This window comes from Saccharopolyspora sp. 6M (assembly GCF_020176775.1).
Lineage (GTDB): Bacteria > Actinomycetota > Actinomycetes > Mycobacteriales > Pseudonocardiaceae > Saccharopolyspora_C > Saccharopolyspora_C gregorii.
In genome coordinates this window covers 1-11,868 of the sequence record NZ_JAIUJZ010000154.1, presented here as the reverse complement: position 1 = coordinate 11,868, position 11,868 = coordinate 1, and the positions used below count along the sequence as shown (strand labels likewise).

Sequence of the window (11,868 nt, the reverse complement as noted above, 5' to 3'; positions counted from 1 at the left end):
GCGCCGGGGCGCCGGAGGCGCGGCTGGCGGCCGCCCGCGCCCGGCCCCCGGCCGGGGCCCGGCGCCCCGGCCCGGCCCCCCCCCCCCCCCGCGCGCCCCCCCCCCCCCCCCGCCGCGGCGCGGTCAGCGCCAGGACGGCAGCCACAGCTCGGCCTGCCAGTGCTCCTGCGTGATCGGCTCCCCGTTCAGGATCGGCCACAACCAGGCGAAGTTCGCCACCACCAGGCCGACGTACAGCGCCACCAGCAGCAGCCCCGTCTTCCGCCGCTCGGTGTGCTCCCGCGCCGCGCCGAGCACCTCGCCCAGCACCAGCACGATCCCCAGCACCAGGAACGGCGCCATCGGCGTCGCGTAGAAGTAGTACATCTGCCGGTCCAGGTTGATGAACCACGGCAGGTACCCGGCGGCGTAGCCCACCAGCACCGCGGTGTAGCGCCAGTCCAGCCGGCTCGCCGCCCGCCACACCGCCCAGGCCGCCACCGGCAGCGAGAGCCACCACATCGCGGGCGTGCCCAGCAGCATCGTCGCCTGCACGCAGTTCGACCCGCCGCAGCCGGGCAGCCCCGACTCGTAGTAGTAGAGCATCGGTCGCATGCCCATCGGCCACGCCCACGGCTTCGACTCCCACGGGTGCGGGTGGTTCCCGGTGGTCAGGTGGGTGTGGAAGTCCAGCACGTTGAGCTGGTAGTACAGCAGCGAGCGCAGCGGGTCCGGCAGGAAGCCCATCCCCACGTCGGAGGCGGTGATCGCCGCGTTCCGGTCGGTGGCGGTCTCGCTGGCGAACCAGTTCGCCCAGGTCGCGAAGTACACCGCCAGCGGCAGCACCAGCAGCGAGCCCAGCGCGGGCACCGTGTCCCGCACCAGCGCGCCCACCCACGGCCGCTCCACCCCCGCGGTCCGCCGCGCCCACGCGTCCCACAGCACGCTGAGCAGGCCGAACGCCATGATGTAGTAGATGCCGTTCCACTTCACCCCGCAGGTCAGCCCCAGCGAGACGCCCGCGGCGAACCGCCACCACCGGAAGCCCAGCCGCGGTCCCCACCGGCTGTCGCCGATGCGCCCTTCGGCGACGACCAGCGACAGCCGCTCCCGCATCCGGTCGCGGTCCACCAGCAGCAGCGCGAACGCGGCGAGCACGAACAGCGCCTGGAAGATGTCGAGCATCCCGACCCGCGACTGCACGTGGCTGACCCCGTCGCAGATCAGCAGGATCCCGGCGAGCGCGCCCAGCAGCGTGGAACGGGTGAGCCTGCGGGCGATGCGCACCAGCAGCACCACCATGATCGTGCCCGCCAGCGCCGCCGAGATGCGCCAGCTCCATGGGCCGTACCCGAACACCCACTCGCCGATCGCGATGAGCTGCTTGCCGACCGGCGGGTGCGCGACGACCTCGTAGCCGGGGTTGTCCTCGTAACCGCCGTTGCGCAGCATCTGCCACGCCTGGATCGCGTAGTACTTCTCGTCGAAGACCGGCGTCCCGTCGTCGGTGGCCCGGCCCAGGTCCCAGATCCGCACGATCCCGGCGATCAACCCGATCACCAGCGTCACGATCCAGCCGCGCAGCCGGTCGGACGGCATCCTCGGTGCGAGCAGCGCCCGGGCGTCCCGAGAACCGGGTTCGGCCGCGGGCGGGGTCTGACCGGGTTCGACCATGTTCTCGGCCTGGCCGCCGGTGGAGTTCGGCACGAGCACGCTCACACGTGAATCGTAGGGTTGGGCTCATGGACCTCGAATCCGGATCGGGCACGTTGGTGCTCGCCGCGACCCCGCTCGGTGATGCCCGCGACGCGTCCGCCCGGTTGGTCGATGCGCTCGGCTCGGCGACGATCATCGCCGCGGAGGACACCCGCCGGGTGCGCACGCTGGCGACGTCGCTGGGGGTGAACCCGGCCGGGAAGATCGTCAGCTACTACGAGGACGTGGAGGCGGCGCGCACCCCGCGGCTGCTGGAATCGCTGCGGGACGGCCAGGACGTGCTGCTGGTGACCGACGCCGGGATGCCGAGCGTGTCCGACCCCGGGTACCGGTTGGTGTCGGCGTGCGCGGCCGAGGGACTGCCGGTGACCTGCCTGCCGGGGCCGTCGGCGGTGACGACGGCGCTGGCCGTGTCCGGGCTGCCGTCGGACCGGTTCTGCTTCGAGGGCTTCCCGCCGCGCAAGCCGGGGGAGCGGCGCCGCTGGTTCGGGCGGCTGCTCGCCGAGCAGCGGACCTGCGTGTTCTTCGAGTCGCCGCGGCGGCTCGCGGACACCTTGGCGGACGCGGTCGCGGTGCTCGGCCCGGACCGGGCGGCGGTGGTGTGCCGCGAGCTGACCAAGACCTACGAGGAGGTGCGCCGCGGCGACCTGGGTTCGCTCGCCGAATGGGCGGGCGCCGAGGTGCGCGGCGAGATCACCGTGGTGATCGGCGGCGCGGCCCCGGTCTCGCAGGACCCGGCCGACCTGGTGCCGCAGGTCGAGGAGCGGGCCGCCGAGGGCATGCGGCTCAAGGACGCCGTCGCCGAGGTCGCCGAGCTCAGCGGCGCCCGCAAGAACGAGCTGTACACCGCGGTGCTCGCCGCCCGGCAGTGAGCTGAGCGAGCCCGCCCCTCCGCCGCGGGCCGGGTGGCGTCGGCGGGATCCCCACTGCGGGACCGTGGTCACCGGTCGCTCCGCGCGGGGGAACGTCGATCCCGCGGCGGTGGCCGTCGCCCGGGTGGTCGCTGCTCAGCGGTCCGGGCCTGCTGGGCGCGGTCGAAGCCGGGCGGTGCGGTGGGGTGCGGGGCTACCGTGCGCGCATGGTGTGGGTGACCGGGACTACCAGGCTGGCGGCGATCACCGGTGCGGAGTCGCGCAACGCCGGATCGGGCGTGGTCGCGACCGACCTCGGGATCTTGTGGGACGACGGGCGCGGCGGGGTGCTGGCCGCGTTCGGCGACACCTACGGCGAGCGCTGGGGCGGTAGCGGTGCCGGCCCGAAGCACGCGGACTGGCGGTGCAACGTGCTCGCCCGCAGCACCGGGACCGACCTCGACTCGGGGCTCGACCTGGACTGGGTGGTGCGCCGGGAGGACGGTGGCGCGGCCCAGTTCCTGCCCGGCGACCGCACCGGCGTCCGCGAGCACACCGTGATCCCCACTGCGGGCATCGCCGTCGGCGGGCGGAACCACCTGCACTACATGTCGGTGCGGCGCTGGGGAGTTCCTGGTTCGTGGCACACGAACTACGGGGCGCTGGCGTACTCCGACGACGGCGGCCGCAGCTGGACGAAGTCGGAGTCGGCGGTGTGGCGCAACGACCGGCAGCCGTTCCTGCGCCGGTTCCGCCGCCGCGACCAGGGCGGCCACCCGTTCCAGCAGCTCGCATTCGCGGGCGTCGTGGCCGGGCGGGTGCACCTGCTGGGCACGCCGAGCGGCCGGTTCGGCGCCGGGCACCTCGCCCGGGTCGGCCCGGACGACCTGCTGGACCCGGCGGCCTACGAGTACTGGACGGCGCGCGGCTGGACCGCGGACGAGCGGGAGGCGCTGCCGGTGCTCGCCGCCCCGGTCGCGGAGCTGTCCGTGCAGTTCAACACCCACTTCGGCCAGTGGTTCGCGGTGCACCTGGACGAGCGGCGGGCCGCGATCGTGCTGCGCACCGCCGACCGGCTCACCGGACCGTGGTCGGCGGGACGGGTGCTGGCCGCCGGATCCCGGTTCCCCGCGCTCTACGGCGGCTTCCAGCACCCGTGGGCGGCGGACCGGCCCGCGGTGTACTTCACGACGACGCAGTGGCGGCCGTACAACGTGTCCTTCCTGCGCGCCGACCTGGAATGACCCCGTCCGGTCGGGCTCCGCGCGGACCGTAGGCTCGCCGGTGGCACGACCGACCGAGGGGTTTGACGGTGAGCAAGAAGGACAAGAAGGAACGGCCGCCGATGCCGGAGGCGCTGCCCGCGCCCGCGGTGGACGCGCACACCCACCTCGACGCGTGCGGCGCGAAGACCGCCGAGGACGTGCGCACCCTGGTCGACCGCGCCGAAGCCGCCGGGATCACCCGGGTGATCACCGTCGCCGACGACCTCGAGGCCGCGCGCTGGGCCGCCGAGGCCGCTACCTGGGACGACCGCGTGTTCGCCGCGGTGGCGCTGCACCCGACCAGGGCCGAGGACCTCACCGACGCCGCCCGGGAGGTGCTGGCGGAGCTGGCCGAGCGGCCGCGGGTCGTGGCGATCGGCGAGACCGGGCTGGACTACTACTGGGACTTCTCCTCGCCGGCATCGCAGCACGAGGCGTTCCGCTGGCACATCGACCTGGCCAAGCGCACCGGCAAGCCGTTGATGATCCACGACCGGGAGGCGCACGAGGACATCCTGCGCATCCTGACCGAGGAGGGGTCGCCGGAGGCGGTGGTCTTCCACTGCTTCTCCGGGGACGCGGAGTTCGCCCGCGCCTGCGTGGACCGCGGCTACGTGCTCTCGTTCGCGGGCACCGCGACCTTCCGCAACGCCAACGCGGCCGGCCTGCGCGAGGCGGCCCGGCTGGTGCCGGTGGAGCAGATGCTGGTGGAGACCGACGCGCCGTTCCTCACCCCGCACCCGTTCCGCGGGCGCCCCAACGAGCCCTACTGCGTCAATTACACCCTTCGAGAGCTCGCGGAACTGCGCGGAGCCGATCTCGCGGAACTCGCCGTGGCCACCACCGCCACGGCAGAGCGGATCTTCCGCCTCGATCAGGTAGGAACCGGCTGACCTGCGCTGACTGAGCGTGCCCTGCCGTCGTGCCGGGCGCGCGCACTGACTTGCGACCGCGACCCGGCGACCTAGCGTCCCCTGCGGAAGCCGGGGGCGGCCCCGCTCGGCGATCGGCCACAGTGGACCCGACAGGTCCGCGGCAGGCGCCGGGACCGCTGCCCGGAGGCACGGCAGTCAGGACCTGTATGCGCATCCGTGGCATCACCAGGATCGGAATCGCCGCCGCGATCACGCTGTGCGGCGCGCCGCTCGCGACCGCGGCACCCGCCCCCGAGCGCAGCGGTGACGCCGGAGAACCCCGCACCGGGCAGGTGTGGGACCGGCTGGCGCAGTGCGAATCCGGCGGGAACTGGGCCACCAACAGCGGGAACGGCTACTACGGCGGGCTCCAGTTCGACCGCAGCACGTGGGCGGCCTACGGCGGCGAGGGCTTCGCCCGCTACCCGCACCGCGCCTCGCGCGAGCAGCAGATCTCGGTGGCGAGCGCGCTGCGCGACGACCGCGGCGGCTACGGGGCCTGGCCGGCGTGCGCCCGGAAGCTCGGGCTCCCGCGTTGAGCGCTCCTGCTCCGAACGGCGTCCCGAAGCGCCGCTGAACGGCTCGACCGCCGGAGATCGCCCGGGAGTGTGAGGAAGTGAGGTTCCTCATCACCCACCGCGTCCGGACGGTCGTTGCCGCCGCCGGCGCGGGCGGCGGGAGATGACCGCTCTCTCCCGTCGCCCGCCCCCCACCGGCCGTCCCGGCGCCCGAGCCGGATCCGCTGATCGGGGCGACTGGTGATCCGCTCACCAGGGACGATCAAACCGTCCACTGGGGACGAAGCGGTCGATCTCGGCGCGGAGCGGCGAAACCGCGGCGGTGGTGGGAAAACTGGCAGCGGTTCGCGGTCGATCACTCGACCCGATCACCGACGGTGCACGGTTGCGCGGCAAATCGGCGTAACCCAGGTCACACCGCCGGGCGGCCCCTTGGCGGGCCCGCGGGATCACGCTAGAGTCTCGGCCTCGTAACCGATGACAACGAAGTCACGGGAACGCCCGCTAGTCGCCGCCGGGTACGTCGGGGAAGTCGGTGCCACCGATCGAGCTGGGAACGAGACCGGTTCGCATCAGGTATCGGCTGAAGACGGCGCTTGGCTACGGGAGTCGGATACGGAAACGAAGCACGAAGTCGCGCAGCGGCAGGTGAAGGAGTTCGAACCGGACATGCTCGGCGAACTCCCCTCGGTCACCCGCGCGCGGACGGCTTCTCGCTTTCGAGAGGTAGCGACCCTGTGAACGGACGCGGCATCCCCGGTGCCCACGCCAGCTCCACCAGCAGCGATGAACAGCTGGGTGGTGCAGGCCGAGACCACGGCTACTGGGCCGATTCATTCGAGCCCTCGACGGACTGGTTCAGCCCCGTGAGCCCGCAGCAGCAGACCGCGGTCGGCCTGCTCGATCGCGAGAGCGATGCGGAGATCACCGCCGAGCAGCCCTTCGCCCCCATCAGCGACCGGTACCCGGCGCAGGACCACCCGAGCTTCCCGCCCGGCGCGCTGGAGATCACGCCGGACGACGTGCTCGAAGCGCTCGGACCGCAGGCCGACGAGATGCTCGCGACTGCCGACATCGACGTCGACGAGCTCATCCGGCTCATCAACGCAGAGACCGTGGTCATGCCGCCGCTGGTCCTGCCCGACGAGCTCGGTGAACCGCAGGCGCAGCCCTCCCCGGAGGTCGTCGAAGCGATCACCTCGTGGAAGCAGCGCTTCCTCAAGGGCGCGGTCGCCGCGGTCATCCTCACCCTGACCGGCTCCGGCGGTGCCGCCGCCGCGATGGACAAGTCCGTCACCGTCGAGATCGACGGCAAGGAACGCCAGGTCAACACCTACGAGTCGACCGTCGGCGAAGTCCTCGAGGACGAGGGCATCAGCATCGGCGAGCACGACGCGCTGAGCCCCTCCCCGCAGTCCAAGGTCGGGCACAACGACACGATCACCCTCGACCGCGGCCGCCTGCTGAAGATGACGGTGGACGGCGAGCAGCGCGAGGAGTGGGTCCGGTCGGTGACCGTCGGCCAGGCGCTGCGCCAGCTCGGCGTCGCCGACGACGGCGCCTGGGTCTCCAGCGCGCGCAGCACGGCGGTGCCCGAGCAGGGCATGGACCTGGTGGTCAAGACCGCCAAGGACATCACGATCACCGACGGCGCGGGCGAGCCCCGGCAGCTGACGACCACCGCGGTGACCGTCGACGAGCTGGTGCAGGAGCAGAACCTCCAGCTCGGGCCGGAAGACCACATCACCCCCGGCGGCGACCAGAAGATCACCAGCGGTGCCACGGTGCAGATCGACCGCACCGGCAGCACCGTGATCAACGTGACGGTGCCGATCGAGCCGCCGGTCAAGGAGATCGAAGACGACTCCATGCTCAAGGGCGAGGAGAAGGTCGAGAACCCGGGCACGCCCGGCGAGAAGATCGTCTTCACCCGGGTGAGCACCCGCAACGGCGAGGAGACCGGTCGCGAAGCGGTCGGCGAGAAGATCACCAAGGAGCCGACCGAGAAGGTCGTCCGCGTCGGCACCAAGCAGCCGCCGAACAGCGCCGTCTGGGACAAGCTGGTGCAGTGCGAGGCCGGCGGCAACTGGTCGATCAACAGCGGCAACGGCTACTACGGCGGTCTCCAGTTCGACAAGAGCACCTGGGACGCCTACGGCGGCGACCAGTACGCGGCCTACCCGCACCAGGCCAGCCGGGAACAGCAGATCTCGGTCGCCACGAAGGTGCGCGACGCCCGCGGCGGCAGCTACGGCGCCTGGCCGGGCTGCTCCTCGAAGCTCGGCCTGAGCTGAGCCGCGCCGGGACGGTTCCCGGCTCCCGCGTTCTTCGACCGGTCATCGGCCTCGTGCCGGTGACCGCTCGTTCGCGTTCCCGGGCCTGCTCGGTGCGGTCCTGATCAGCGCGGGGGAGGGCGGGCGCGGTGCGGGAAGCGGGCGCGGGTAGCTTTGACCTCGTGGAACAGCACGCGAACCAGGCGCGGTTGCTCGGGCCGGCCGATGTTCGCCGGCTGGCGGGGGAACTCGGGATCCGGCCGACGAAACGGCTGGGCCAGAACTTCGTGCACGACTCGAACACGGTGCGCCGCATCGTCGGCGCGGCCGAGCTCACCGCCGAGGACGTGGTGCTGGAGGTCGGGCCCGGGCTGGGCTCGCTGACCTTGGCGTTGCTGCCGGAGGCCGCCGGGGTGGTGGCCGTGGAGATCGATCCGGTGCTCGCCGAGCGGTTGCCGCGCACCGCCGCCGAGTTCGCCCCCGAGCTGTGCGACCGGTTGCGGGTGCTGCCCGCCGACGCGCTGCGGGTGCGGGCCGCCGACTTCGCCGAGCCGCGGCCGACCGCGCTGGTGGCGAACCTGCCGTACAACGTGGCGGTGCCGGTGGTGCTGCACCTGCTGGCGGAGCTGCCGTCGCTGCGCACCGGGCTGGTGATGGTGCAGTCCGAGGTCGCCGACCGGCTGGCCGCGAAACCGGGTGGTCGCACCTACGGGGTGCCGAGCGTGAAGGCCGCGTGGTACGCCGACGTCCGGCGCGCCGGGCCGGTGCCGCGCAACGTGTTCTGGCCGGTGCCGAACGTCGATTCCGGGCTGGTGGCGTTCTCCCGGGTCGATCCGCCGTCGGCGGCGCCGCGGGCGCAGGTGTTCGCGGCGGTGGACGCGGCGTTCGCGCAGCGGCGCAAGACGCTGCGGGCGGCGCTGTCGGGCTGGGCCGGGTCGGCGGCGCGCGCCGAAGAGGTGCTGCGGGCGGCGGGGGTGGATCCGGCGGCGCGGGGCGAGCAGCTCACCGTGGCCGATTTCGCCCGGGTGGCCGAGGCCGCCGGAGAACCGGCGCGCTGACGTTCCGCTGCGTCGCCTCCCTTCGGGACTTCGTTGGTCCGTCCGGAGGGAAAACCGTAGTGTTGATCACATAAGGTCACCGGAATATTCACGGCGGGCCATGCCCCCTGCTCAACAGGGGGATGTGATTTGTCAAACGATTCCACATAGTGACGGGTTTTGGCTTGCGCCCGTCGACACCGCTGCGTTCTACTATGCGGGAAATCCATCCCGAGCGGCTGAGAGACCTGGCTCCACGACGCCGCAGCAACCACTCCACCGGAGCAGGTGCTAACGCCAGGGTCGATGGAGTTGTGGTGTCTGAAACTCTGCTCGCAGGTGAACGTGCGCCCCGGACCAGCCGCCGGCAGGCCCGCGGCGGTCGCGCTCGCGTCGGATCCGGTCCGCACGGCCTCGCCTTGACCCAGCGCCGGGTCATCGATCACGGACGCCGCACCACGACGGCCTGTCGCCTCGCCGGCTGACGACCCCAGTCGTCACCGCCCCACCAGGCCCTTCTGTTCCTCCCCGCCCGGCCGCGGCATGCCCGCAGGCCGGCGTGAGCTGATGCGGAGCGATCGTGATCACAGTCGAGAACCTCACCAAGTCCTTCCGGCACGACCAGTCGAGCCGGTCCGACGTCGTCGCCCTCGACGACGTGTCCCTGGAGGTCCCCGCGGGCGCCGTGCTCGGCGTCGTCGGCCCCAGCGGCGCGGGCAAGTCCACCCTCGCCCGGTGCATCGCCCTGCTGGAGAAGCCGGACCGCGGTGCCATCCGGGTCGACGGCACCGACCTCGTGGCCCTCGAAGGCGCCGCGCTGCGCGCCGCCCGCCGCCACATCGGCGTCGTGCCGCAGGGCGACTCGCTGCTGCGGCAGCGGACCGCCGCGGGCAACGTGGCGCTCCCGCTCGAAGCCGCCGGGATGCCCGCACCGCAGCGCCGCAGCCGCGTCGCCGAACTGCTCGACCTGGTGGGGCTCACCGACAAGGCGCCGACCTACCCGGACCGGCTCTCCGGCGGGCAGCGGCAGCGCATCGCGGTCGCCCGCGCGCTGGCCGCCAAGCCCTCGGTGCTGCTGGCCGACGAACCGACCTCGGCGCTGGACCCGGGCACGACCGACTCGGTGCTGACCGTGCTGGACCGGGCGCGTTCTGAACTGGGCGTCACCGTCCTGGTGGTCACCCACGACATGGCCGTGGTGCGGCGCATCGCCGACGACGTGGCCGTGCTCGAAGGCGGGCGCGTCGTGGAGCACGGCAAGGTGCTCGACCTCGTCGCCGAACCCGGCAGCCGGGTCAGCACCAGCCTGCTGCCCGAGACCGACCAGGCGCCCGCCGTGCCCGGAGTGCGGCACGACGTGGTCGCCGAAGTGGTCCTCGTCGGCTTCGCCGCCGTCGGGGCGCTGCTGCCGGAGGCGGCCGCCCGCTTCGGGGTGGAGCTGTCCATCCTCGGCGGCGGGCTCACCCGGCTCGGGGACACCCCGGTGGCGAAGTTCCGCATCGGACTCACCGGCGAGCGGTCCGAGTCGGCCCTGAAGTGGATGGTCGACCGGGACGCGCACGTGCGGCGCACCCCGGTCAGTGTTGATGGAGTCGCGGCGTGAGTGATCCGACCCCCTGGGCGGAAGTAGCGGAGCTGCTCGGCGGTGCCACCGTCGAAACGCTCTACATGGTGCTGGTGGCGACCGTGCTGGCGGTCCTCGGTGGACTGCCGCTCGGCGTGTTCCTGCACCTGAGTTCTCCGGTCGGGCTCAACCCGCGTCCGACGCTGCACCGGATCCTCGGTGTGGTCGTCGACGTGGTGCGGTCCGTGCCGTTCGTGGTGCTGCTGGTGGTGCTGGCCTCCTTCACCAGGTTGTTGGTGGGCACGTCCATCGGCAGCACCGCGGTGATCGTCCCGCTGGTCGTCGGCGCGGTGCCGTTCTTCGCGCGGCTGACGCAGAACGCGTTGCGGGAGGTGAGCTTCACCGTCGTCGAAGCCGCGATCACCACCGGGTCGAGCCGGTGGCGGATCGTGTGGACCGTGCTGCTCGGCGAGGCCCGCGCCGCGCTGGTCGGGGCCGTCGGCGTCACCGCCGTCGCGCTCATCGGCTACGCGGCGATGGCCGGCGCCATCGGCGGCGGAGGTCTCGGGACCACCGCCATCCAGGACGGCTACCAGGCGTACGACGAGCGCGTGCTGTACGGATCGGTGGCGGTGCTGGCCGTGCTGGCCTTCGCCATGCAGCTGCTCACCGACATCACCGCCAAAGCAGTGGACCGCCGCCGCAGCGCGACCGGCTAGGCCCGCAGCTCACCAGGAACACTCCGACGACGGGGACGTGCGATCCCCGCCGGCCGCCGGTGCGCGTCACCGGCCGGCCCTCCAGAAAGGACGCGATCGATGCGTTTTCGCTCCCTGGCCGTGGTGCTCACCGCCGCGACGCTGGCGCTCGCAGGTTGCGGCGGCTCCGGCACGCCCGCCGCGCAGGACCCCGAGGCCCCGCTGACCATCGGCGTCAGCCCGCAGCCGCACGGCGAGATCCTGCAGTTCGTCAAGGACGACCTGGCCGAGAAGGCAGGCATCGAGATCGAGATCGAGAAGTTCGACGACTACAACCGGCCCAACGAGGCCGTCGCCAACGGCGAGCTGGACGCGAACTACTACCAGCACAAGCCGTACCTGGCGGAGTACCAGGCGCAGCGCGGCGGCGAGTTCGAATGGGTGCAGACGGTGCACCTCGAACCGCTGTCGGTCTACTCCAAGAAGGTCCGCTCCCTCCAGGAGCTGCCGAACGGCGCGCGGATCGCGCTGCCCAACGACCCGTCGAACCAGACCCGCAGCCTGGAACTGCTGCAGGCCAACGGTGTCCTCAAGCTGAAGCCGGGCGCCGAGCAGGGCGCCGGGGTGCGCGACGTGGCGGAGAACCCGAAGAACATCCAGTTCCAGGAGCTCTCCAGCGACCAGCTGCCCCGCTCGGTCGATGACGCCGACGCGGCCATCGTGAACGGCAACTACGCGCTCAAAGCCGGGCTGAAGGATCCGATCGCGGTGGAGAGCGCGGAGAACAACCCGTACGCCAACGGTCTCGTCGCCTCGCCCGAGATGGCGAAGGACCCGCGGGTGCAGAAGCTGGCCGAGCTGCTGCGCTCGCCGGAGGTCGAGGACTTCATCAACAAGACCTACGGCGGCATCTCGGTGATCCCCGCTTCCTGATCGATCCCGGACCGGGGGGCCCCCCCCGGGGGCGCGGGGGGGGGGGGGGGGGGGGGGGGGGGGGGGGGGGAAAAACCCCGGGGGGGGGGGCCGCGCCCCCCCCCCGCCCAAGGCCGGGGG

At 72.6% G+C, this 11,868-nt stretch carries 9 protein-coding genes, 1 pseudogene and 1 riboswitch; of the genes and pseudogenes, 9 read left to right on the top strand and 1 reads right to left on the bottom strand.

All coding sequences use genetic code 11. From position 1 onward, the window contains the following. Positions 1–123: 123 nt before the first annotated feature. The gene (locus LCD31_RS20095; protein ID WP_224960203.1) at positions 124–1,653 is read right to left on the bottom strand and encodes a dolichyl-phosphate-mannose--protein mannosyltransferase; all 1,530 of its coding nucleotides are present in this window, start codon (positions 1,651–1,653) and stop codon (positions 124–126) included. Positions 1,654–1,721: 68 nt separating this feature from the next. On the opposite strand from LCD31_RS20095, the gene rsmI reads away from it, so the two are divergent. The 9 genes and pseudogenes from rsmI to LCD31_RS20050 all read left to right on the top strand — a co-directional run bounded on the left by rsmI (position 1,722) and on the right by LCD31_RS20050 (position 11,748). Further along, positions 1,722–2,567, top strand: a complete 846-nt coding sequence (gene rsmI, locus LCD31_RS20090; protein ID WP_224960200.1) for a 16S rRNA (cytidine(1402)-2'-O)-methyltransferase — start codon at positions 1,722–1,724, stop codon at positions 2,565–2,567. A 206-nt stretch (positions 2,568–2,773) separates the two neighbouring features. Beyond that, positions 2,774–3,790, top strand: coding sequence for a DUF4185 domain-containing protein (locus LCD31_RS20085; RefSeq protein WP_224960199.1), 1,017 nt, complete (start codon positions 2,774–2,776; stop codon positions 3,788–3,790). 101 nt (positions 3,791–3,891) lie between these two features. Then, positions 3,892–4,704, top strand: a complete 813-nt coding sequence (locus LCD31_RS20080) for a TatD family hydrolase (RefSeq protein WP_224960201.1) — start codon at positions 3,892–3,894, stop codon at positions 4,702–4,704. A 299-nt stretch (positions 4,705–5,003) separates the two neighbouring features. Then, positions 5,004–5,264: pseudogene (locus LCD31_RS20075) on the top strand (transglycosylase family protein); the annotation flags it as partial. A gap of 716 nt (positions 5,265–5,980) precedes the next feature. After that, positions 5,981–7,537 (top strand): transglycosylase family protein, encoded by a 1,557-nt coding sequence (locus tag LCD31_RS20070; RefSeq protein ID WP_374108040.1) that lies wholly within the window; start codon positions 5,981–5,983, stop codon positions 7,535–7,537. A 161-nt stretch (positions 7,538–7,698) separates the two neighbouring features. Then, on the top strand, positions 7,699–8,574 hold the full coding sequence (gene rsmA / locus LCD31_RS20065; RefSeq protein ID WP_224960197.1) for a 16S rRNA (adenine(1518)-N(6)/adenine(1519)-N(6))-dimethyltransferase RsmA: 876 nt from the start codon (positions 7,699–7,701) through the stop codon (positions 8,572–8,574). Between the two features lie 202 nt (positions 8,575–8,776). After that, a riboswitch (SAM riboswitch) is annotated at positions 8,777–8,866 on the top strand. A gap of 267 nt (positions 8,867–9,133) precedes the next feature. Continuing rightward, positions 9,134–10,156 carry a methionine ABC transporter ATP-binding protein gene (locus LCD31_RS20060; protein WP_224960196.1) on the top strand — a complete coding sequence of 341 codons (1,023 nt, stop codon included), beginning with the start codon at positions 9,134–9,136 and terminating at the stop codon, positions 10,154–10,156. After that, a complete protein-coding gene (locus LCD31_RS20055; RefSeq protein ID WP_224960195.1) occupies positions 10,153–10,836 on the top strand; it encodes a methionine ABC transporter permease in 684 nt (227 codons plus the stop codon). The genes LCD31_RS20060 and LCD31_RS20055 overlap by 4 nt, the downstream gene beginning before the upstream one ends. A 99-nt stretch (positions 10,837–10,935) precedes the next feature. Then, positions 10,936–11,748, top strand: a complete 813-nt coding sequence (locus tag LCD31_RS20050; protein ID WP_224960194.1) for a MetQ/NlpA family ABC transporter substrate-binding protein — start codon at positions 10,936–10,938, stop codon at positions 11,746–11,748. Positions 11,749–11,868: the final 120 nt, after the last annotated feature.